We start from the raw sequence: 22,113 nt of genomic DNA, 5'->3' as shown, positions 1-22,113 counted from the left end.
GGCGGAGCCGCCTACAACAGGGCGTCGATGGCCGACACGACCTCGGGGGCGTCCGGCTCGGTGCGCGGGCGGAAGCGGTTCGCGACGGTGCCGTCGGCGGTGATCAGGAACTTCTCGAAGTTCCACTGGATGTCACCGGCAGCGCCCTCGGCGTCGACGGCCTGAGTCAACTGCGTGTACAGCGGGTGCCGGTCGTCGCCGTTGACGTCGATCTTCTCCAGCAGCGGGAAGGTGACGCCGTAGGTGGTCGAGCAGAACTCCTGGATCTCCTCGGCGGTGCCCGGCTCCTGGCCCATGAACTGGTTGCACGGCACCCCCACGACGGTCAGACCGCGGTCGGCGTAGTCCTTCGCCAGCTGCTCGAGGGCGGTGTACTGCGGGGTGAGACCGCACTTGGAGGCGACGTTGACCAGCAGGATCGCCTTGCCGCCGAGGGCGCGCAGCGAGGTCGCCTCGCCGGCAAGGGTGTCGATGTCGATGTCGAGGAGATTCGTCATGGCGACCACCGTACGTGCGCTCAGCCCCGGGCGGCGGGCAGTGCCGCCAGGCCCGCGTCGATGGAGTCGAGGGAGGCCAGTGCGGCGCGATGGGTGGCGGCGTTGCCGAACTTCACCGCGACGACCTTGCCCGGGCTTCGTACGGCGCGACCGAGCAGGCCCGGACGAATCACCGCTCCCAGTCGGAGTCCTCCGTGGGCTCGGGGGTGGGCAGGGCGTACGCACTGCCCGCGCCGGAGAAGAAGTCGTGAGTCTCTCCCGCCCCCGGGTCGAGAGCCGCCAGGATCTCCGGGCGGACGATGCACTCGGCCGCCGCGAACCGCGGGCCGTAACCGAGGTTGGCCAGGGCCCGGTTCGCGTTGAAGCGCATGAACGGGAGCACCTCGCCGGTCCAGCCGACTCCGTCGTACAGGTCGTGCGCGTACCCGACCTCGTTGTCGTACAGCGCCTGCAGCAGCTCGTGGGTGTAGGTGCGGTGCCGGGCGCGCACGCGGCCGTCGGCCCGGTCCAGCGCCCGCCTGCAGGTGTGGCCGATGTAGAACCCGTGCACGGCCTCGTCTCGCATGATCAGCCGGATCAGATCGCCGGTGTTGGTGAGCACGCCGCGGGAGACGAAACGCAGCGGCAGGTAGAAGCCCGAGTAGAACAGGAACGACTCCAGCAGGACGGAGGCGGCCTTCCTGGCCAGCGGGTCGTCGCCGCGGTAGTGGTCCAGCACGATGCCCGCCTTGCGCTGCAGGTGGAGGTTGCGTTCGGACCAGTCGAACGCCTCGTCGATCTCCCGGCTCGAGCACAGGGTGGAGAAGACCGCGCTGTAGCTCTTGGCGTGTACCGACTCCATGAACGCCATGTTGGTCAGCACCGCCGCCTCCTGTGCGGTACCGGCGTCGGCGATCATCGCGACCGCGCCGACGGTGGCCTGTGCGGTGTCGAGCAGGGTCAGGCCGGTGAAGACCCGGATGGTCAGCCGGCGTTCGGTCTCGGTGAGGGCCCGCCACGAGGGCACGTCGTTCGACAGCGCCACCCGTTCGGGCAGCCAGAAGTTGCCGGTCAGCCGGTCCCACACCCGCACGTCCGTGGGGTCGGGCGGCCGGGTCCAGTCGATCGCGTGCGCGCGACCCGCGCCTGCGGCCACGTCCCCATTGTCCCCCGACGGGGTGGCCGGGGGACGTCGAGGGACCCGGTCGGCCCGGCGGTCAGCTCGCGCCGACGGTGTCGAGCACCCAGGCGTACTCGAACGCGACCTCCCGCCACTTCTCGTACCGGCCGCTGACGCCGCCGTGGCCGGCGCTCATCTCCGTCTTGAGCAGGAGCGGCGAGTCGCCGGTCTTGGTGGCGCGCAGCTGCGCCACCCACTTGGCCGGCTCCACGTACAGCACCCGCGTGTCGTTGATGCTGGTGATCGCGAGGATCGCCGGGTAGTCGTGGGCGCCGACGTTCTCGTACGGGCTGTACGAGCGCATGTAGTCGTAGACGTCCTTGTCCGCGAGGGGGTTTCCCCACTCGTCCCATTCGATGACGGTCAGCGGCAGGGACGGATCGAGGATCGAGGTGAGCGGGTCCACGAACGGCACGTTCGCCAGGATCCCGGCGAACAGCTCGGGCGCCAGGTTCGCCACCGCGCCCACCAGCAACCCGCCCGCGCTGCCGCCGTCGGCCACCATCTGCTGCGGCGTCGTGCGCCCGGTGTCGACGAGATGCCGTGCGCAGGCGACGAAGTCGGTGAAGGTGTTCTTCTTCGACAGCATCTTGCCGTTGTCGTACCAGTGCCGGCCCATCTCGCCGCCTCCGCGCACGTGCGCCACCGCGAACACCACGCCGCGGTCGAGCAGCGACAGCCGGGCCACCGAGAATCCGGGGTCGGTGCTGGCCTCGTAGGAGCCGTACCCGTACAGCAGCAGCGGCGCGGGGTCATCGCCGCCGCGGCGCCGCACCAGCGAGATCGGGACCCGGGTGCCGTCCTCCGCGGTGGCCCAGTCGCGGTGCTGCTCGTAGTCGGCGGGGTCGTACCCGCCCAGCACCGGCTGCTCCTTCCGCAGCAGCAGCGTCCCGGTCGCGATCTCGTAGTCGTAGACCCGGCTCGGCGTGATGAAGGACGTGTATCCCATTCGCAGCAGCGGGCTTTCCCACTCCGGGTTGGACCCGGCGCCGACCGAGTACAGCTCCTCGCCGAACTCGAGCTCACGCAGATCGCCGTACCCGGAGTCGGTGAGCGGCCACACCGCGAGTCGGGTCAGCGCCTCCCGCCGATAGCTGACCACCAGGTGACCGGCGAACGCGTCGACGTCCTCGAGGCGGACGTCGGCGCGGTGGGCGATCAGGGTTCGCTGCTCGGTCGGATCGGCGACCGGGGCGTCGACGAGGGTGAAGTTCTCCGCCTTGACCCCGTCCACGATCCCGTTGTGCAGGATCAGGAACCGGTCCTCACCGCCGACCACGGCGTGCTCGACGGCGTACTCGACGCCCTCCTCGCGGGGCAGTACGACGGTGAATTCGCCCTCGGGGTTCGCGGATTCGAGGTACCAGATCTCGGAGGTGATCTTCGAGCCGAGCCACACGGTCAGGTACTTCTCGCTCCGGGTGGATCCGAAGCCGACCCAGTACCGCTCGTCGGGCTCGTGGAAGACGCGCACGTCCGCGGACTGCGGCGTGCCCAGCTCGTGCCGCCAGACGGTGTCCGGCCGCCACGCGTCGTCCACGGTCAGGTAGAAGACGTGCCGGTTGTCCATCGACCAGGTCGCACCGGGCGCGGTGCCGGGGATCTCGTCGGCGAGCAGCTCGCCGGTGTCGAGGTTCTTGAACCTCAGCAGGTAGCGCTCGTCGCCTGCGGTGTCGACGGAGTACGCGAGCAGGGTGCCGTCCAGGGTCACCGACATCGCGCCGAGCGCGAAGAAGTCGTGACCCTCGGCGAGCTCGTTGCCGTCGAGCAGCACCTGCTCGCCCTCGATGTCGGTGTCCGCGGCGAGGACCGGCGGCGTCCAGTCGTCGGGCCCGGCGATCGGGCAGCGGCAGTGCACCCCGTACTGCTTGCCCTCGAACGAACGGGCGTAGTACCACCACTGCCCCATCCGGGACGGCACCGACAGGTCGGTCTCCTGGGTGCGGGACTTGATCTCCCCGAAGATCGACTCCCGCAGCGGCGCCAGGTGCTCGGTCTGCGCCTCGGTGTGGGCGTTCTCGGCCTCGAGATATGCGACGACCTCGGGGTCGCTCTTGTCCCGCAACCACTCGTAGTTGTCGACGAACGTGTCGCCGTGGTGGGTGCGCGGCTGGGGAACCTTCTTCGCGACCGGAGGCGCAGCGACGGGCGAACTCATGCCGCCCACCCTATGCGCTGTCCCCCGGTCGCCGTGGGCGCGCCCCGGGCGCGCCCCGAGTGCGGCCGGGACTGTCCTTTAGAGCCAGTCGGCGAAGGACAGTCCGGAGATCCGCTCGTATGCCTCGATGTAGCGGGAGCGGGTGGCGTCGATGATGTCCTGCGGCAGCGGCGGCGGGGGCGTGTCGGAGGCGCGGTCCCAGCCGGAGTCCGGCCCGGTGAGCCAGTCCCGGACGAACTGCTTGTCGAAGCTGGGCTGCACCTTGCCCGCCTCGTAGCCCTCCGCGGGCCAATACCGCGAGGAGTCGGGGGTGAGCACCTCGTCGGCGAGCACCAGGTTGCCGTCGGCGTCGATGCCGAACTCGAACTTGGTGTCCGCCAGGATGATTCCCCGCTCACCGGCGAAGATCGCGGCGCGGGAGTAGATGTCGAGGGTGTCCTCGCGCAGCTTGAACGCGAGGTTCTGACCGAGCTGATCGACGATGGTGGCGAAGTCGACGTTCTCGTCGTGGTCACCGAGCGCGGCCTTGGTCGCGGGGGTGAAGATCGGCTCAGGCAGCTGCGACGCCTCGACGAGACCCTCGGGCAGCTCGACGCCGCACACCGCGCCGGTGCGCTGGTAGTCCGCCAGCCCCGACCCGGTGAGGTAGCCGCGGGCCACGCACTCGACGGGCACCATGTTCAGCTTCTTGACCACCAGCGCGCGGCCGAGCACCTCCTCCGGGATGCGCTCGTCGTCCGGCGGCCCGGCCAGGTGGTTGTGCGCGGTCAGCCGGTTGAAGAAGAACACGCTCATCGCGGTGAGCACCCGGCCCTTGTCGGGGATCGGGGTGCTCAGGATGTGGTCGTAGGCGGAGATCCGGTCGCTGGCGACGAGCAGCAGGTGCTCGTCGTCGATGGTGTAGAGGTCGCGGACCTTGCCGCCGGCCAGGTGGGTGTAGTCGGAGAGTGAGGGGCGCACGGGCCAACCCTATCGGGTCTGCCCGATACTCGATCAGATGGCAATCGAGATCGACAGACGCGACATCGGGCTGCGTTCGGAACGCGGCCCCGTCCTGGCGTCGCTGATGCTGACCACCGCGCTGGTCGCGCTGGACTCCACGGTCATCGCGACCGCGGTGCTGACCATCGTCCGCGACCTCGGCGGCTTCGGCCAGTTCCCGTGGCTGTTCTCGATCTATCTGCTCGCGCAGGCGGTCTCGGTGCCGATCTACGGCAAGCTCGCCGACCTGTTCGGCCGCAAGCCGGTGATGCTGTTCGGCATCGCGTCGTTCTGCCTGGGTTCGGTGCTGTGCGGCCTGGCGTGGTCGATGCCGGCGCTGATCGCGTTCCGGGCGATCCAGGGTCTCGGCGCCGGCGCGGTGCAGCCGATGAGCCTGACCATCGCCGGCGACATCTACACCCTCGCCGAACGCGCGAAGGCCCAGGGCTACCTCGCCAGTGTGTGGGGCATCTCCGCGGTGGTCGGGCCGACGCTCGGCGGGGTGTTCTCCGAGTACCTGTCGTGGCGGTGGATTTTCCTGGTCAACGTGCCGCTGTGCGCGGTCGCCGCGTGGGCGCTGCAGCGGCACTTCTCCGAGCAGCCGCGCCGCGACCGGCCCCGGATCGACTATCTCGGCGCGGTGCTGCTGACCGGCGGCGCGGCCCTGGTGATCCTCGGCCTGCTCGAGGGCGGGCAGGCGTGGGCGTGGGGGGCGCCGGCGTCGATCGCGGTGTTCGGGAGCGGTGCGGCGCTGCTGGTGGCGTTCGCGGTGGTCGAGCGGCGCGCCGCGGACCCGATCCTGCCGCCGTGGGTGCTCACCCGCCGGGTGCTGGTGGTCAGCAGCACGATCTCGGCCGCGGTCGGCGCGATCATCATGGGCCTGACGTCGTACGTGCCGACGTTCGTGCAGGGTGTGCTCGGTACCGGCGCGCTGGTCGCCGGATTCGCGCTCGCCACCCTGACGATCGGCTGGCCCATCTCCGCCTCACTCGCAGGCCGGCTGTATCTGCGCGTCGGTTTCCGCGTCACCGCGCTGATCGGCGCGGCCGCGGCAGTCGCGGGTATGGCGCTGACGACCGGCCTGGACGCCGGGTCGCGGGTATGGGAGGTGGCGGTGATCTGCTTCGTGATCGGCGCGGGCATGGGCCTGGTGTCGAGCCCGACGCTGATCGCCGCGCAGTCCAGCGTGGACTGGTCGCAGCGCGGTGTCGTCACCTCGACGAACATGTTCGCCCGGTCGATCGGCAGCGCGGTCGGGGTGGCGGCGTTCGGCGCGATCGTCAACGCCCGGCTGGACGGAACCGACACCCCGGCACCGGAACAGTTGTCGGGCGCACTGCACCTGGTGTTCCTGGCCGTGACCGCGACCGCGGCGGTGATTCTGGTGGCGGCGGCGTTCATGCCGAGTCGTGTGCGCTCCCCCGATTTGGCAGGCTGAGGGTCATGGGATCCCCGGAGGCACATCGGGCGAGGGTGCGCATCACGTACTGCACGCAGTGCCAGTGGCTGCTGCGGGCGGCGTGGATGGCGCAGGAACTGCTGAGCACGTTCGGCACCGACCTCGGCGAGGTGGCCCTGGTCCCCGGCACGGGCGGCGTCTTCCTGGTCGAGGTCGACGGCGCCGTCGTGTGGGACCGGTCCCGCGACGGCGGCTTCCCGGAGGCGAAGGTCCTCAAGCAGCGGGTCCGTGACGTCATCGATCCGGGCCGGGACCTCGGCCACGCCGACCGCCCGCGGGACCCGCGCACGGGTCGCGCCGCGACGGGACTGCCGGACCCGCAGGGCTGAGCGACGACGCTCAGCGCGGTCCGTACGTGTCGACGAACACGATCGGCGCGTCCCCGAACATCGGGTGCCGGTCGAGGGCGATCGCGGCGGCGAAGGCCTTGGCGGTGTACACCGGATCGAGTGTGAGCCCGGCCGCGGCCGCGACCCGCTCGGCGGCGGCAGCCTCGACCGTCGGGTGGCCGTATCCCGGCCCGAGCCAACGCCGGGTGACGACCAACGATCCGGGCGCGAAGTCGACCGCACCGAGCCGGGCGCCGCGGCTGCGCAGCAGCCGCTCGGTGCGGCGCGCGAGCCCGATCAGATTGCCCTCCGCCAGCGGCAGGGTGTCATTGACCACGACCGCGACCACCCGGGTGTGCAGGCCGGCGAGCCGCAGGCCGAGCAGCAACCCGGCCGCGGTGCCACCGGACCCGACCGCGGTGACCACGGCCGCGGGCTCCGGCATCTCGCCGCGGTCGACCTGCGCGACCAGTTCCAGCGCGGCGTCGACGTAGCCCAGGGTCCCGATCGGGGTCGATCCGCCGGCGGGCAGGTAGTACGGGAGCCCGTTCCGGGCGAACAGCCAGGGGGCGGCCGCGATCGTGCGGGCCTTTGTGTGGGTCCGGTGCACCGTCGCCCCGGAGGCGTGCAGACGCGCGAGCTGTGCCCGAACGTGCTCGTCCACCGGCTGGTCGACGAGGGCCAGCGCGGTGTCGACGCCCTGCTCGCGCGCGTACAGCGCCGTCGCGAGCCCCCAGTTGGTGCCCAGCGCCCCGACGGTGAGGATCCGGCGCGAACCCCGGGCCGCGACGTCGGGCAGGATCCATTCCAGCTTGCGTATCTTGTTGCCGCCCCAGCCGCCGTCGCCGAACCCACTGTCGTCCTTGCACCACAAGCGGTTTCGGTCACCGAGACCGTCCAGCCGGGTCAGCGGTGTCGGCCGCGATCCGAGCCGCAGGTGCGGCAGCGTCGCGGCGAGCTCCGGGTAGCGGCGATGCAGTTCGGGGCGAGCGTCACCCATGACGTCGGCGCGCTTCTCGTCGTCCGTGCATTCGAGGTCCGAGCATTCGCGGTCCGTGCATCCGCGCAGATTACGCAACCCGCCGCGCCGACGTCGGCGGTTCAGCCTGCGGTCGACGCGGTCTGATCCGTAACCGCCTCGCGCGCCCAGCGCGGCAGGATGAAGATGCCCTCGGCCTCGACGGTGACGCCCTCGGCGTCGGCGATGTGTCCCCTCACGAACGCCTTGACGCCGTCGATCCGATCGAAGCGGGCCTCGGCGTGCAGGTCGCCCAGTGGTGTCGGGCGCCGGTAACGCAGCGTGAGTGTCCCGGTCATGCCGGGGCGGCCTGCGGCGACCGCGGTGTCCCCGAGGAGCTGGTCGAGGATCAGCGCGCTGACGCCGCCGTGGGTGAGCCCGGCCGGGCCCTCGTACTGCGGTCCGAGGCGGAAGTCGGCCCAGACGCGGCCGTCCGCGTCGTAGTGGAGTTCGAGCGGCGGCGCGACGGGGTTCCGCAGGCCGTCGGCGGCGTTGCCCCAGCCCCGCTTCCAGCCCGAGGCGCCCCAGCGGACGCCGTAGGGGCCGGGGATCGCCTTGCGCCGCAGCAGCGCCGTGGCCTCCTCGACGAGTTCGCGGGCGCGCCGGACGTCCGGGTCCTCGACCTCGGTTTGCACGGTGGCCGCGATCAGGGCGCGGACGCTGTCGGTCAACGGACCGTAGAGGTCGACCTGGCGCTGGATCTCCTCGTCGGACAGGTTGTCGCTGACGTAGAGAAGTCGCTGGTCGGGAATCGATTCGGTCACGTTGCCTCGCTCTGGTTCCGCACTACACGCAATGTGCATGCTACATACGTACGGATGGTCAACCGTCCGCGAGGCGTCGCCGGATGGTGCCGGCGAGATAGTCGAGGTCGTCGCGGCGCGGCATCGTCGGGCGACCCCGTAGCCCGAAGCCGTCACCGCCGCTGCGCGGGATGACGTGCAGGTGCACGTGGAACACCTCCTGCCCCGCGGCGACGCCGTCGGCGAGGAAGAGGTTGACGCCGTCGGCGCGCGGGCCGTCCTCGGGTTCGCCGGGGATCCGGGTTCCGCCGTCCCGCAGGGCCGTGGCGATCCGCTGCCCGACCGCGAACACCCGGCGTCCGTCCTCCGGGTCCAGCTCGGCCAGCCCGGACGCGTGCGCCTTCGGGACCACCAGCAGGTGCCCCGGGGTGAAGGGCCGGATGTCCATGAACGCGACGGTGTGCTCGTCCTCGTGGACGATGCTGGCCTCGGCCGTGCGGGCGACGATGGCACAGAAGACGCAGGGGGTCATGCTCGTCGATGTTATCGACGCGAAAGCCGAAGTTCCGTCGACCCAAGAGAATTGGGCACCCGTCCCGTCCAACGGGCAACCGCCTTCCCGACCCGACCCGGCGGACCTAGCGTGACCGGCACCACACCGATGTCCGGTGTCGACCACAGGAGAACCCGATGAGCGCACGCGTACCTGTCACACCGATCGACGCTGCCGAGATCGACACCTACGACCACGAAACCGACGTCCTGATCATCGGTTACGGCTGCGCCGGCGCCTCCGCCGCGCTCGAGGCGAACGCCGCGGGAGCCGACGTCGTGCTGCTGGAACGACAGAGCGGTGGTGGCGGTTCGTCGGCGCTGTCCGGTGGCGAGATGTACCTCGGCGGCGGCACCCCGATCCAGGAGGCGTGCGGATTCACCGACACCGCCGAGGACATGGAGAAGTTCCTGCTCGCCGCGCTCGGCCCGGACGCCGACCAGGAGAAGGTGGGCCTCTACAGCCGCGAGAGCGTCGCCCACTTCCAGTGGCTCGTCGACAACGGCGTGCCGTTCAAGCCGTCGCTGTGGGATTCGCCGACGTGGGTGCCGCCGACCGACGACGGCCTGATGTGGATGGGCGAGAACGCCTACCCGTTCCACGAGATCGCCGAGCCCGCACCGCGCGGGCACCGCGTCACGTCCGACGGCTTCGGCGGCAAGGTGCTGATGGCGGTGCTCGGCGAGGCCGTCGCCAAGACCGACGTCGCGGTCCACACCGACACCACCGCGCTGCGGCTGATCGTCGAGGACGGCCGCGTGGTCGGCGTCGTGGCCCGGCACTTCAACGACACCGTCACCTACCGCGCCCGCCGCGGCGTGATCGTCACGACCGGCGGATTCGCCGACAACAAGGAGATGCTCGCCCAGCACGCCCCGCAGCTGGTGGGGCTGGGCGTCAACTCCGACGGCGGCGACGACGGCCGCGGCATCGTGATGGCGCAGGGCGTCGGCGCGGCGGTCAAGCACATGTCCGCCGGTCAGGTCGGCATCTCGCTGGTGCCGGGAATGATGGTGCGCGGCATGATCGTCAACAGCGTCGGTCAGCGGTTCATCAACGAGGACGTCTACCCCGGCCTGGTGGGGCAGGCGGCCCTGTTCAAGCACAACCTGCAGGTGTGGGTGATCCTCGACGAGCAGGCGTACGAGGAGATCCCGGTCGACGAACGCTGGGGCGTGCAACCGCATTTCGTCGCCGAGACCCTCGAGGAGCTCGAGCGCGAGATCGGGATGCCCGAGGGCGCGCTGCAGACCACCGTCGGCGAGTACAACCGGTACGCCGAGCACGGCGAGGACCCCTACTTCCGCAAGTCCTCGCGCTGGCTGCGCCCGCTGCAGTCGCCGTTCGCCGCGATCGACGTCCGCCGCGGCATGGCGCCCCCGGAGTACGGCGACGGCGGCACCGGGGGCGGCGGCGCCGAGGTGTTCACGATCGGCGGCCTGCGCACCACCGTCGACGGGCGCGTCCTAGACCTCGACGGCGACCCGATCCCGGGACTCTTCGCGGCCGGCCGCGCGACGTCGGGCCTGCACTCGTGGGGCTACATCAGCGGCACCTCGCTGGGCGACGGCACGTTCTTCGGCCGCCGCGCGGGTGTCGCCGCGAGCGAGTAGCGCCGCGTACGAACCACCGCGGGCGACCAGGTCGTCGTGACTGCCGCTCTCGGCCACCCGGCCGTGGTCGAGGACGACGATCTGGTCGGCGCCCCGGACCGTGGAGAGCCGGTGCGCGATGGTGATCGTGGTGCGACCCCGGCTGACGGTGTCGAGGGCGCGCTGGACGGCGGCCTCGGTCTCGTTGTCCAGGGCACTGGTCGCCTCGTCGAGGACCAGGATCTTCGGGTCCCGCAGCAGGGTGCGGGCGATCGCCAGGCGCTGCTTCTCGCCACCGGAGAACCGGTGACCGCGGGCGCCGACCATGGTGTCGTAGCCGTCGGGCAGGGAGACGATCAGGTCGTGCACCTGGGCGGCGCGGGCCGCGTCCTCGATCTGCGCGTCCGTGGCGTCCGGGCGGGCGTGCCGCAGGTTGTCGCGGATGGTTGCGTGCAGCAGGTAGGTCTCCTGGGAGACGACGCCGACCAGTTCGGACAGTTCGGCGAGCGTGATGTCGCGCAGGTCGACGCCGTCGACGGTCACCCGGCCCGACGTCGGGTCGTGCAGCCGGGCCACCATCGACGCGAGAGTCGTCTTGCCGGAACCGGTCTCACCGACCAGCGCCAGCGAGCTGCCGGCCGCGGCGGTGATCGAGACGTGATCGACGGCGTCGCGGTCGGCGCCCGGGTAGCGCAGGACGACATCCTCGAAGCGGACGGTGCCCGCCACCGCGTCGCGGGGCATCGGGACGGGCCGCTCGGGATCGTCGATCTCGACGGGCAGGTCCAGGTACTCGAAGATCCGGCTGAACAGGGCCAGCGAGCTGGTCACCGAGACGCCGACGTCGAGCAGGCTCATCAACGGCCGGAACAGCGCCCCCTGCAGGCCGGTGAACGCGACCAGGGTGCCGATCGACATGCCACCGGAGGTCGCGGGCAGGCCGGCGACGAGGTACAGCAGCGCGGGGATGGCGGCGAAGACGATGTTCATCGTGGCCATCCGCCAGCGGCCGGAAAGCTGGGAGCGGACCTCGAGGTCGGACAGGTGCGCGGAGGTGTCGGCGAATCGCTGCGACATGGCGGGGCCGTTGCCGAGGGTCTTGCCGAGCTGGACGCCGCTGATGGACAGCGACTCCTCGATCTGCGTCTGCATGTCGGCGAGGGTGCGCTGGCGCTGCGTGGTGATCTCGCGGCGCATCCGGGCGACGCGGCGGGTGAGCCAGATCGCGGGCGGCAGCACGATCAGCGACAGCAGCGACAGCCGCCAGCTGAGCACCGCCATCGCGACCGCGGTGCCGACGACGGTGGTCACGTTCGAGGCGATGGAGGTGGCGGTGGAGGTGACGACGGTCTGCATGCCGCCGATGTCGTTGGTGAGGCGGGACTGGATCTCGCCGCCGCGGGTGCGGGTGAAGAAGCCCAGGGACTGGCGCTGCAGGTGGGTGAAGACGTCGGTGCGCAGGCCGTGCATGATGCGCTGGCCGACGGTGGTGGAGAGCCAGGTCTGGACGACGCCGAGCACCGAGCCTGCGACGGTGACGGCGAGCATCGCGATCACGGCCCAGACCAACAGCGGCACGTCCTGTTGCGGGATGGCGCGGTCGATGACGGCGCGCACGAGGAACGGGTTGGCGAGGGTGATCACCGAGGACGCGACGATGAGCGCGACGACGACGGCGATCTGGGTGCGGTAGGGGGTGAAGAGGGCGCCGATCCGGCGCAGGCTCACCGGCTTCTCGGCCAGTTGGGCGCGATCGGCGGGGTCGATCTTCATCTGGCGGCCCGGTCCGGGTCCGCCAAAGTGGGGGCTTGTCAATACAACCACCCCTCTCGAAGTGTCGGGGTAAGACATACTGAGGTTGCCTCACTATGAGGCAACCGTCAAGTGGCTGTAGGGTGAATCACCATGATCACCGACCGTCCCGACACGCTGCGGGACCTCGTGATGTCGACCGCGCGGGGCCTGCGCCGGCGCTGGGTGGCCGCCCTCGAACCGTGGCAGCTCTCCCCGCACGAGTACCGCGCGCTGCACGCGATCGGCCACGGTACCGACCCGGCACCCCGGCTCGGCGACGTCGCGAAGGCGCTGCGCATCGCGCCGCGGTCCGCGACGGAGGTCGTCGACCGGCTCCAGGACCGCGGCCTCGTCGAGCGGATCCCCGACGCACTCGACCGCCGGGCGACGTGCGTGCAGCTGACCGAGGACGGGCGGCGGACCGTGCGCGACCTGCAGCAGGCCCGCGACGCCGACGCCGACGACTACTTCGCCGCCCTCGACGACCACGACCGCGCCGAGCTGCGCCGCATCCTCGGCAAATTGCGCTGACGCGCCTGTGCGCGAGTTCGGTGACTCTGGCTACCGAACTCGCGCGCAGGCGGCGAAGCCGCTACAGGATCGGGGACGGCTTGTAGCCGGCCGCGTCCGGGTACTGCTCGACGAGCAGCTCGACCCGGCGCACGACCGAGGCGACCTGCGCCTCGGCGGCACCGATGAACGCCGACTTGTCGGCGAGCGCCGCGTCGAGGGCGGCGCGGTCCAGCGGCAGCCGGTCGTCGGCGGCGAGCCGGTCGAGCAGGTCGGGCTCGCGGCCCTCCTCGCGCATCGCCAGCGCGACCGCGACCGCGTGCTCCTTGATGACCTCGTGCGCGGTCTCGCGGCCGACACCGGCGCGAACCGCCGCCATCAGCACCTTGGTGGTCGCCAGGAACGGCAGGTAGCGGGTGAGCTCCTTCTCGATCACCGCCGGGTAGGCGCCGAACTCGTCGAGCACGGTCAGGAAGGTCTCGATCTGCCCGTCGATCGCGAAGAACGCGTCCGGCAGCGCGACACGGCGGACGACGGAGCAGAACACATCGCCCTCGTTCCACTGCGCGCCCGCCAGCTCGGCGGCCATCGAGGCGTAGCCGCGCAGCACGACCTGCAGGCCGTTGACGCGCTCGCAGGAACGGGTGTTCATCTTGTGCGGCATCGCGGAGCTGCCGACCTGGCCGGGCTGGAAGCCCTCGGTGACCAGCTCGTGCCCGGCCATCAGCCGGATCGTGTGCGCGAACGACGACGGCCCGGCGCCGACCTGCACGAGCGCGGACAGCACGTCGTGGTCGAGCGACCGCGGGTACACCTGGCCGACGCTGGTCAGCACGTGCGCGAAGCCGAGGTGTTCGGCGACCTTCGCCTCGAGGAACTCGAGCTTCTCGGTGTCGCCGTCGAGCAGGTCGAGCATGTCCTGCGCGGTGCCCATCGGGCCCTTGATCCCGCGCAGCGGGTACCGGTCGATCAGTTCCCGCAGCCGGGTCAGCGCGACGAGCAGCTCGTCGGCGGCGGACGCGAACCGCTTGCCGAGGGTCGTCGCCTGCGCGGCGACGTTGTGGCTGCGACCGGCCATCACCCGAGCCGAGTACTCGGCGGCCTTCTCGCCGAGCCGCGCCGCGACCGCGACACCATGCGCGTGGACGTGCTCCAGCGACCGCAGGACCTGCAGCTGCTCGACGTTCTCGGTGAGGTCGCGGCTGGTCATGCCCTTGTGCACGTGCTCGTGGCCGGCCAGGGCGTTGAACTCCTCGATGCGGGCCTTCACGTCGTGCCGGGTGATGCGCTCGCGGGCGGCGATGGAGTCCAGGTCGACCTTCTCGATCACCCGCTCGTAGTCGGCGAGCGCCTCGGCGGGCACCTCGATGCCGAGTTCGGCCTGCGCCCGCAGGACGGCCAGCCACAGCTGACGCTCGAGGACGATCTTGTGCTCGGGCGACCACAGCGCCTTCAGCTCCGGGCTGGCGTAGCGGGTGGCAAGGACGTTCGGGATGCGGCTCACGGACACCCAGTTTACGGCCCCGCCCCGGACTCCGAGTGCACGGCCGGGACTGGGGGCCGCCGCGGACGATTACACCGCGACGGACGGCGCGACGATGTCGATCACCTGCGACAACATCTCGCGGGCGAGTGCCTTCGGGTCGGGGTCGCCCTCGCTCAGTGCACCGACGACGGCACCGTCGACCACGTACACGAGCCGCCGCAACCCTTCCCGGTGCACCTCGCGGCCGGAGCGGTGCAGCACCAGCACGATCAGCGCGTCGAGGTCGGATCGCAGCCTCCGCTGGACCTCCCTCAGTTCCGGATGCCGCGCGAACGCGACGAACCGTTCGTACCGGTTGACCAGTTGGGCGTGACCGCCCTTCCCCTCCTCGAACACGCCGACGAGCATGTCGACGATCAGTTCCACCGTCGCCTCGACGCCACGGGAGCACGACGACACCTCGTCGATCCGCGCCTGCATGACATCGAGCTCGCGCGCGCCGCACCGTTCGACGGCGGCGGCCGTCAGGTCGTGCAGGGAGGCGAAGTAGTAGGTGGTCGACGCCAACGGCACCCCCGCCCGGGCCGCGACCGCGCGGTGCCGGACGGCATCGAAGCCGCCCTCGACGAGGAGGTCGGCGGCCGCGTCGACGAGCGCGAGCCGTCGACGCTCGCCCTTCGGAGTCGCCGCAGCAGTCACCGGGTCATTTTGGCAGCGGAGTCGAAAGCCGGTGCCGAAATGGCGAATTCGCGTTTGACACTTCCCGTCAGGTGAGAGCGCACAGGTCGCGGCCGGACACCGAGACGAACGCTCGGCGTCAGCCGCGCAGTGCCGCGCTGCGTTCGAGCCGGGCGAGGGCCTCGGCGACCTCGTGGGTCTCGCCGGCGAACGACATGCGCAGTGTCCGGTCGCCGTGAACGGTGTCGAAGTCGATGCCCGGCGCAACCGCAACCCCGGTCTCGCGCAACAGTTCCGCACACCACGCCGTGGAGTCGTCGGTGAGGTGGCCGATCCCGGCGTACACGTAGAAGGCGCCGTCCGCGGGGGCGAGTTCGGTGATGCCGAGCCGCGGCAGTTCGGCGAGCAGCAGGTCGCGGTTGACCGCATACCGCCGCACGTGACCGTCCAGTTCGGCGCGCGACTCCTCGGTGAAGGCGGCGACGGCCGCATACTGCGAGATCGCAGGCGGACACACGGTCATGTTCGACGCCAACCGCTGCAGTGGCCGCAGCATGGCGTCGGGCACCAGCGCCCAGCCGAGCCGCCAGCCGGTCATCGAGAAGTACTTCGACACCGACCCGATGACGATGGACTCGCGGGAGGTCTCCCATGCGCTCGAGACGGCCACCGGCACACCGCTCGGCTCGGTCGACGTCCCGAACTCGATGCCGTGGTAGATCTCGTCGGAGATCAGCAGGGTGCCGTGGTCCTCGCACCAGCGGGCGAGGGCAGCGAGTTCCACGGGGTCGATGACGGTGCCGGTCGGGTTGGCCGGGCTGGCGACGATCAAGCCCGCGGGCGGTGCGTCGAGCGCGTCGAGCATCGCGACGGTCGGCTGGTAGCGGGTCTGCGGTCCGCAGTCGAGTTCGACGACGCGGCAGCCGAGCGCGGCGAGGGTGTTGCGGTACGCGGGATAGCCGGGCCGGGCCACGACGACGGTGTCGCCGGCGTCGAACGCGGCGAGGAACAGCAGGGTGAACGCACCGGAGGACCCGGTGGTGACGACGACGTTCTCCGGGTCGACGTCGATTCCCGACTCGCGCGAGTGGTAGCCGGCGATCGCCTCCCGCAACGCCGCGATTCCGAGGGTTTCGGTGTAGCCGAGCACCTGGGTGTCGATCGCCTCCCTGGCCGCCCGCAGCACGGGCGCAGGCGCCGGCGTCGAAGGCTGTCCGGCGGCGAGGGTCAGGACGTCGCCGTGGGTGCGGGCCCGTTCGGTCGCCGCCTTCCACACGTCCATGACGTGGAAGGTGGGAACCTGGGACCGCTGGGATTCTGCACGCACACCTCGACGCTAGCGCGGCGGCGGCGTGGACGGACCCACTCCCCCCAGGAGGGCGCCCCGCTGCGCGTCGACGGTCTCCCGGAGCGCCCCGATCACCGCGGCGACCTCGGGACGACGCAGACCCTCGGGTCGGGTCACGAGCCAGTAGGCGAGCCGCGCCTCCACCTTCGTCGGCAGCACGCGTACCAGGTCGTCGTGGCGATCGGCCATGAAACAGGGCAGCAGTCCGATGCCCGCAGCGGCCCGGGTCGCCTCGACGTGCACGAAGACGTTGGTGGACGTCACCGATTCCCGCATCGAGACGGTCAGCCGCCGCGCCAGGTCGAGTTCGTCGACCTGCAGCATGGAGTCGATGAAGTAGACGAGGGAGTGGTCGGCCAGTTCGGCGACCGTCCGTGGCGAGCCGTGCTGCGCGAGGTACGCCCGCGACCCGTACAGGCCCAGGGTGTAGTCCGCCAGCCACATCGCTTCGGCACGGTGGACCTGGGGCTTGCCGACGACGACCTCGATGTCGAGGCCGGACCGCTGCTGCGACGCCCGTCGGGTCACCGCGACGATCTCGACGGACACACCGGGGTGTCGTCGGCGCAGTAGCGACCCGGCCGGCGCCGCGATGTAGGCGCTGAACCCGTCGGTGGCCGAGAGTCGGACGACGCCCTTGAGGTGGTTGTCGCCGGCCGGGTCGGCGACGAGTCCGCGCACGGCCGCTTCGACCCGTTCGGCGGCGGCAAGCGCCTGTCTGCCCAGATCCGTGAGCTCCCACCCGCCCGCGGCCCTGGCGAGCACCCGGCCACCGAGGCTCCGTTCGAGTGAAGCGATCCGCCGGGAGATGGTCGTGTGGTTGACGCCGAGATCGTCGGCTGCCGCGTTGAAGCGACCGGTCCTCGCGACCGCCAGCATTATCAGCAGATCGTCTGCGCTGGGCCCGGTCACCATAACTGCATATTCGCACATCGTGCGTGCAGCTTGCGTCATTGTGAGCGCAGAAATATGCATCGATACTCGGCAGGAACAAGCAGCTGTGGCACCGGTCACATCACCCGGACGAGGAGTTACGCATGAGTGTCGGCGAGTCGACGAGGGCGCAGGACAACCCGCCTTCGGGATTGAAGAAGGTGGTCGGCGCCTCGATGGCGGGCACCGTCGTCGAGTGGTACGAGTTCTTCCTGTACGGAACCGCGGCCACCCTCGTGTTCAGCAAGGTGTTCTTTCCCGCCGGCGGCAACGAACTCGACGCCGTCATCGCCGCCTTCGTGACCTACGCCGTCGGCTTCGTCGCCCGACCGCTCGGCGGCATCGTGTTCGGTCACTTCGGCGACAAGTTCGGCCGCAAGCAACTCCTGCAGTTCAGCCTCCTCCTCGTCGGCGTCGCGACCTTCCTGATGGGCTGCCTTCCCACATTCGGACAGATCGGCTACTGGGCTCCGGCGCTGTTGGTGACGTTGCGGTTCGTCCAGGGCTTCGCGGTCGGCGGCGAATGGGGTGGGGCCGTGCTGCTCGTCGCCGAGCACAGCCCGAACCGCTCGCGCGGATTCTGGGCGTCGTGGCCGCAGGCCGGTGTGCCGGCGGGCAACCTGGTCGCGACCGTCGTCCTGCTGATCCTCACGACGACGCTGACCGATGCCGCCTTCCTGAGCTGGGGCTGGCGCGTGGCGTTCTGGTTGTCCGCCGTGATCGTCCTCGTCGGCTACTACATCCGCACCAAGGTGACCGACGCGCCGATCTTCGTCCAGGCCCAGAAGGAGGCCGAGGAGATCAAGGCCACCTCGTTCAGCGTGGTCGAGGTGCTCAGGCGTTACCCCCGTGGCGTCCTGACCGCGATGGGGCTCCGCTTCGGCGAGAACGTCATGTACTACCTGGTCGTCACCTTCTCGATCACCTACCTGAAGGTGGTGGTGAAGACCGACACCGCGCAGATCCTGTGGTGGATGCTGATCGCGCACGCCGTCCACTTCGCGGTGATCCCGTTGGTGGGCCGCCTGTCCGACACCATCGGCCGCCGGCCGGTCTACATGATCGGCGCGGTCACGGCGGGCACCTGGGGCTTCTTCGCATTCCCGATGATGAACAGCGGCCACAGCGTGGTCATCCTCGGCGCGATCATCATCGGCCTCGTGTTCCACGCATTCATGTACGCGGGGCAGCCGGCGATCATGGCGGAGATGTTCCCGACGCGCATGCGGTACTCGGGTGTCTCGCTCGGCTATCAGGTGACGTCCATCGTGGCCGGCTCACTAGCCCCGATCATCGCGACCGGCCTCCTCAGCCGCTACGACTCCGCGTGGCCGATCGCGATCTACCTGGCAGCGTCCTGCCTGATCACTGCGGTCGCGGTGCTCGTGGCCCGGGAGACCAAGGGCATCTCGCTCGAGTCGGTCGACGCCGCGGACGCCCGGATCCTCGCGAGCGAGAAGGCCGGTGTCCCCGCGTGACCGAGCACACCCGACCGGAACAGACCCTGACAGGCAGGCGGGCACTGGTCACCGGCGGCGCCAGCGGCATCGGGGCGGCGTCCGCCCGCGCCCTCGCCGCCCGCGGAGCGCACGTCACCGTCGCCGATCTCGACGACGTGGCCGCCGAGTCCCTGGCCGAGGAGATCGACGGCTCCGCCTGGCGCGTCGACCTCCTCGACACCGGGGCACTCGAGAACCTGGTGCTGGAGACCGACATCCTCGTCAACAACGCCGGCATCCAGACGGTCAGCGCGATCGAGGATTTCCTCCCGGCCGACTTCCGGCGGATCCAGACCCTCATGGTCGAGGCGCCGTTCCTGTTGATCCGCGCGGCGCTACCGCACATGTACGCGAACGGATTCGGCCGGGTCGTCAATGTGTCCTCGGTTCACGGGCTGCGCGCGTCGGCCTACAAGTCCGCGTACGTCACCGCGAAGCACGGACTCGAAGGACTGTCGAAGGTGACGGCCCTCGAGGGCGGTCCGCACGGCGTTACGAGCAACTGCGTGAATCCCGGGTACGTCTCGACACCGTTGGTGCAGAAGCAGATCGCCGATCAGGCACAGGTGCACGGCATCAGCGAGTCGGAGGTTGTCGAGAAGGTCATGCTCACCGAGAGCGCGATCAAGCGCCTGGTCGAGCCCGCGGAGGTGGCCGATCTCGTCACCTGGCTGGCCGCCCCCGGCGCAGCGATGGTCACCGGTGCGTCCTACACCATGGACGGTGGTTGGACGGCACGGTGAGGCCGCCGATCGGCGCCGACCGGCACACACTGGAGCGGTGGTGCCGTCGGCGTCGATCCTGCTGCGTGTCCTGGTGACCGTGCTCGCCCTGCTGTGCGTCCTCGCGCTCGTCGCCTGGTGGTTCCAACGCCGGCTGATCTACTTCCCCGACAACTCCCCCGTGCCGCCCGCATCGAGCGTGTTGCCCGGCGCCGAGGACGTCCGGTTGACGACGGCCGACGGCCTCGAACTGCGCGGATGGTACGTCCCTCCGACCGCGGCGCCCGGTCGCGACCTCACCGTGCTCGTCACCAACGGCAACGGCGGCAACCGCGCGGGCCGGGCCTCCCTCGCGGCCGCGCTCGCCCGCGACGGCTTCGCGGTGCTGCTCTTCGACTACCGCGGGTACGGCGGCAATCCGGGGACGCCGACGTCCACGGGACTCGGACTCGACGCCCGGGCCGCACACCGGTTCCTGACACGGGACAAGGGCGTACGACCGTCGCGGCTGTTGCACTTCGGCGAGAGCCTGGGCACCGCGGTGGCGACGGACCTGGCGCTCGAGCATCCGCCGGCTGGACTGCTGCTCCGGTCGCCGTTCACCGACCTGGAGTCCCTCGCGCGCCGCATGTTCTTCGGGTTACCCGTCGGGTTCCTGCTGCGGGACAGGTTCGCGGTCGCGGACGCGGTGTCGCGCGTCGACGTCCCGACGACCGTCGTGTACGGCACCGCGGACGACATCGTGCCACCCGAGCAGAGCAGGGCCGTGGCGGCGGCCGCCCGTGGACCGGTCGACGTGGTCGCGCTGGACGGCGCCGGCCACAACGACGCCGTCATGTTCGGCGACGTCGTGGCCGGCGCGGTGGCCGCGCTGGCCGACCGGATCGACCCTCAGGAGTAGCGGGGCCCGTGTGCGCTACATGTCACTCGCGATGATGTTCTCGATGTTCCGCTCGGCGAGCGCGGTGATCGTCACGAACGGGTTCACGCCGGTGTTGCCGGGGACCAGCGCCCCGTCCATCACGTACAGCCCGGAGTAGCCGTTGAGCCGTCCGTGGTTGTCGGTGGCCTTGTTCAGCACGGCGCCGCCGAGCGGGTGGTACGTGAAGTGGTCGCCCCACGTCTTGGTGACGCCGAACAGGTCGGTCCGGTAGATCGTCCCTTCCTTCTTGTTGATCTTGTCGAAGACCGCCTTGGTCATGTCGATGCCCTTCTGGTTCTGCGCCGCAGTCCAGGTGAGGTCGACCTTGCCGGTGCCCGAGTTGAACTGGAACCGAGCGCGTTCCGGGTTCTTCGTGATCGCCAGGTAGAGGCTGACGTAGGTCTCGAGGCCCGCCGGGAGCGGGGCGATCTCGGCGAAGATCGGCGCCGCCGCGTCCGACCAGTTGTCGATGCCCATGGTGGGGATGGTGGCCTGCTTGCTGCCGGTGGCGTCCCACATGTGGTTCGCGCGGCCGACCATGATGTTGCCGTTGTTGCCCCAGCCCTCGCCGACCTCCGACGACAGGTTGGGCAGGTGCCCCTGCGCCTTCATCGAGACGAGCAGCTTGCTGGTGCCGACGCTGCCTGCGGCGAAGAAGACCTTGTCCGCGGTCACCGTCTTGGTTGCGACGACGTTGCCCTGCTCGTCGATCTGCTCCATCGTGACGTCGTATCCGGCGCCGGACGCGGGAGCGACCTTGGTGACGCGGTGCAGGCTGGAGATGGTGACCTTGCCGGTCGCCGCGGCCTGTGCGAGATAGGTCTTGTCGAGGGACTTCTTGCCTGCGTTGTTGCCGTAGATGACCTCGCCGCCGAGGGCCGAGGCGGCGGCCTGGCCGGCGGCCTCCTTCTTCATGTAGTCGAAGTCGTACACGTTCGGAACGAAAGCCGTTGCGAAGCCGGACCGCTCGGCGGTCTTGCGGCCGGTCCGGGCGAACCCGTACCACGGGGTCGACTCGAACCACGACTGATCGATGTTGTTCACACCCAGCGTCGAGTTCGCGCGCGGGAAGAAGGTGTTGTACATCTCGTTCGCGTCGACCGAGGGCAGGATCTCCTCGAACCAGGACCGCTTCGGGGTGACGGCCATACCGCCGTTGACGAGGGAGCCGCCGCCGACGCCGCGGCCCTGGTAGACCTTGATGCCCCCGAACTTCTCGGAGTCGAGCACGCCGACGTATTTGTCGATGCTCTTGTTGATGCCGAAGCCCATGAAGTTGCTGACCGGCTGATCCGTCGTGGTGGACAGCCACGTGGAGCGCTTGTCGGGGCTGAGCATGCCGGAGAAGATCTTGCCGTCGGAACCGGGGGTGGTCCACTCCCGGCCCATCTCGACGATGTGCGCGTCGATGCCGGCCTGGGCCAGGCGCAGGGCGGTGACCGAGCCACCGTAGCCACTGCCGATGATCAGGGCGGGCACCCGGTCGCCGGTGTTCAGCGCGCGTCGCGGCGCGGCGGCGGCGGACACCCACGACGAGGACAGTGCTGCGGCACCGACCGCGAAACCCGATGCCGCCAGGAACCTTCGACGGTTCAGCCGGGCGGAGGTGATGGCATTGCGGGACGTCCGGAACTCGCTCAACGAAGCCTCTTTCGGTCACAATCGAATATGGACTGACCCGTTATACAGTCGAGTTCTCGGCCGAACCTCCATTACCGGCAGGTAATTTGTG

20 protein-coding genes and 1 pseudogene are annotated in these 22,113 nt (G+C 70.2%); 7 read left to right on the top strand and 14 right to left on the bottom strand.

Annotated features, from left to right (window positions below):
* Window positions 1-11: 11 nt before the first annotated feature.
* The 5 genes from ACWEPG_RS16405 to ACWEPG_RS16385 form a co-directional block, all read right to left on the bottom strand.
* Window positions 12-497 (bottom strand): glutathione peroxidase, encoded by a 486-nt coding sequence (locus ACWEPG_RS16405; protein WP_450115379.1) that lies wholly within the window; start codon window positions 495-497, stop codon window positions 12-14.
* A 20-nt stretch (window positions 498-517) separates the two neighbouring features.
* Window positions 518-670 carry a hypothetical protein gene (locus tag ACWEPG_RS16400; RefSeq protein WP_452594804.1) on the bottom strand — a complete coding sequence of 51 codons (153 nt, stop codon included), beginning with the start codon at window positions 668-670 and terminating at the stop codon, window positions 518-520.
* A complete protein-coding gene (gene nrdF, locus ACWEPG_RS16395; protein ID WP_450115381.1) occupies window positions 667-1,632 on the bottom strand; it encodes a class 1b ribonucleoside-diphosphate reductase subunit beta in 966 nt (321 codons plus the stop codon). Before nrdF ends, ACWEPG_RS16400 begins: the two co-directional genes overlap by 4 nt.
* A gap of 61 nt (window positions 1,633-1,693) precedes the next feature.
* Entirely contained in the window at window positions 1,694-3,814 is a 2,121-nt protein-coding gene (locus ACWEPG_RS16390; RefSeq protein ID WP_452594803.1) for a S9 family peptidase, read from the bottom strand.
* Window positions 3,815-3,892: 78 nt separating this feature from the next.
* A complete protein-coding gene (locus ACWEPG_RS16385; RefSeq protein WP_450115383.1) occupies window positions 3,893-4,774 on the bottom strand; it encodes a phosphoribosylaminoimidazolesuccinocarboxamide synthase in 882 nt (293 codons plus the stop codon).
* A gap of 37 nt (window positions 4,775-4,811) precedes the next feature.
* Here ACWEPG_RS16385 and ACWEPG_RS16380 point away from each other — a divergent pair, with 37 nt between their 5' ends.
* Both ACWEPG_RS16380 and ACWEPG_RS16375 read left to right on the top strand, forming a co-directional pair.
* On the top strand, window positions 4,812-6,233 hold the full coding sequence (locus tag ACWEPG_RS16380; protein WP_450115384.1) for an MDR family MFS transporter: 1,422 nt from the start codon (window positions 4,812-4,814) through the stop codon (window positions 6,231-6,233).
* Window positions 6,234-6,238: 5 nt separating this feature from the next.
* Window positions 6,239-6,583, top strand: a complete 345-nt coding sequence (locus ACWEPG_RS16375; RefSeq protein WP_452594802.1) for a SelT/SelW/SelH family protein — start codon at window positions 6,239-6,241, stop codon at window positions 6,581-6,583.
* A 10-nt stretch (window positions 6,584-6,593) separates the two neighbouring features.
* Here the strand turns inward: ACWEPG_RS16375 and ACWEPG_RS16370 are convergent, their stop codons facing one another.
* From ACWEPG_RS16370 to ACWEPG_RS16360, 3 genes are all read right to left on the bottom strand, one after another.
* Entirely contained in the window at window positions 6,594-7,583 is a 990-nt protein-coding gene (locus tag ACWEPG_RS16370; protein ID WP_452594801.1) for a pyridoxal-phosphate dependent enzyme, read from the bottom strand.
* Window positions 7,584-7,684: 101 nt separating this feature from the next.
* Window positions 7,685-8,365 carry a PaaI family thioesterase gene (locus ACWEPG_RS16365; protein ID WP_452594800.1) on the bottom strand — a complete coding sequence of 227 codons (681 nt, stop codon included), beginning with the start codon at window positions 8,363-8,365 and terminating at the stop codon, window positions 7,685-7,687.
* Between the two features lie 58 nt (window positions 8,366-8,423).
* Entirely contained in the window at window positions 8,424-8,876 is a 453-nt protein-coding gene (locus ACWEPG_RS16360; protein ID WP_450115388.1) for an HIT family protein, read from the bottom strand.
* A gap of 158 nt (window positions 8,877-9,034) precedes the next feature.
* Between ACWEPG_RS16360 and ACWEPG_RS16355 the strand changes: the two are divergent.
* Window positions 9,035-10,444, top strand: a pseudogene (locus ACWEPG_RS16355) (FAD-dependent oxidoreductase); the annotation flags it as partial.
* Here ACWEPG_RS16355 and ACWEPG_RS16350 read toward each other — a convergent pair.
* Window positions 10,364-12,262 carry an ABC transporter ATP-binding protein gene (locus tag ACWEPG_RS16350; protein ID WP_452594799.1) on the bottom strand — a complete coding sequence of 633 codons (1,899 nt, stop codon included), beginning with the start codon at window positions 12,260-12,262 and terminating at the stop codon, window positions 10,364-10,366. The pseudogene ACWEPG_RS16355 and the gene ACWEPG_RS16350 sit on opposite strands and share 81 nt — an antisense overlap.
* Window positions 12,263-12,394: 132 nt before the next feature.
* Here ACWEPG_RS16350 and ACWEPG_RS16345 point away from each other — a divergent pair, with 132 nt between their 5' ends.
* Window positions 12,395-12,814 carry a MarR family winged helix-turn-helix transcriptional regulator gene (locus ACWEPG_RS16345; protein ID WP_450115389.1) on the top strand — a complete coding sequence of 140 codons (420 nt, stop codon included), beginning with the start codon at window positions 12,395-12,397 and terminating at the stop codon, window positions 12,812-12,814.
* 61 nt (window positions 12,815-12,875) lie between these two features.
* On the opposite strand, the gene purB is transcribed toward ACWEPG_RS16345, so the two are convergent.
* From purB to ACWEPG_RS16325, 4 genes are all read right to left on the bottom strand, one after another.
* Entirely contained in the window at window positions 12,876-14,297 is a 1,422-nt protein-coding gene (gene purB, locus ACWEPG_RS16340) for an adenylosuccinate lyase (protein ID WP_452594798.1), read from the bottom strand.
* A gap of 69 nt (window positions 14,298-14,366) precedes the next feature.
* Window positions 14,367-14,978 (bottom strand): TetR/AcrR family transcriptional regulator, encoded by a 612-nt coding sequence (locus ACWEPG_RS16335; RefSeq protein WP_450115391.1) that lies wholly within the window; start codon window positions 14,976-14,978, stop codon window positions 14,367-14,369.
* A 118-nt stretch (window positions 14,979-15,096) separates the two neighbouring features.
* On the bottom strand, window positions 15,097-16,284 hold the full coding sequence (locus tag ACWEPG_RS16330; RefSeq protein ID WP_450133090.1) for a pyridoxal phosphate-dependent aminotransferase: 1,188 nt from the start codon (window positions 16,282-16,284) through the stop codon (window positions 15,097-15,099).
* Window positions 16,285-16,293: 9 nt separating this feature from the next.
* Window positions 16,294-17,220: a LysR family transcriptional regulator gene (locus tag ACWEPG_RS16325; RefSeq protein WP_450115393.1), complete on the bottom strand. Its 927-nt coding sequence runs from the start codon at window positions 17,218-17,220 to the stop codon at window positions 16,294-16,296.
* A gap of 122 nt (window positions 17,221-17,342) precedes the next feature.
* Here ACWEPG_RS16325 and ACWEPG_RS16320 point away from each other — a divergent pair, with 122 nt between their 5' ends.
* Genes ACWEPG_RS16320 through ACWEPG_RS16310 form a run of 3 tightly spaced genes read left to right on the top strand, consistent with a single transcriptional unit; the run spans window position 17,343 to window position 20,360 of the window.
* Window positions 17,343-18,716, top strand: a complete 1,374-nt coding sequence (locus tag ACWEPG_RS16320) for an MFS transporter (RefSeq protein WP_450115394.1) — start codon at window positions 17,343-17,345, stop codon at window positions 18,714-18,716.
* A gap of 26 nt (window positions 18,717-18,742) precedes the next feature.
* Window positions 18,743-19,480 (top strand): 3-hydroxybutyrate dehydrogenase, encoded by a 738-nt coding sequence (locus ACWEPG_RS16315; protein ID WP_450115408.1) that lies wholly within the window; start codon window positions 18,743-18,745, stop codon window positions 19,478-19,480.
* Window positions 19,481-19,538: 58 nt separating this feature from the next.
* Entirely contained in the window at window positions 19,539-20,360 is an 822-nt protein-coding gene (locus ACWEPG_RS16310; RefSeq protein ID WP_450115409.1) for an alpha/beta hydrolase, read from the top strand.
* A gap of 15 nt (window positions 20,361-20,375) precedes the next feature.
* On the opposite strand, the gene ACWEPG_RS16305 is transcribed toward ACWEPG_RS16310, so the two are convergent.
* The gene (locus ACWEPG_RS16305; RefSeq protein WP_450115395.1) at window positions 20,376-22,022 is read right to left on the bottom strand and encodes a GMC family oxidoreductase N-terminal domain-containing protein; all 1,647 of its coding nucleotides are present in this window, start codon (window positions 22,020-22,022) and stop codon (window positions 20,376-20,378) included.
* Between the last annotated feature and the right edge of the window lie 91 nt (window positions 22,023-22,113).

The sequence above is a fragment of the Rhodococcus sp. NPDC004095 genome (assembly GCF_053604015.1).
Note: the sequence above shows the minus strand (reverse complement) of the source record. Positions and strands in the feature narration are given on the sequence as shown.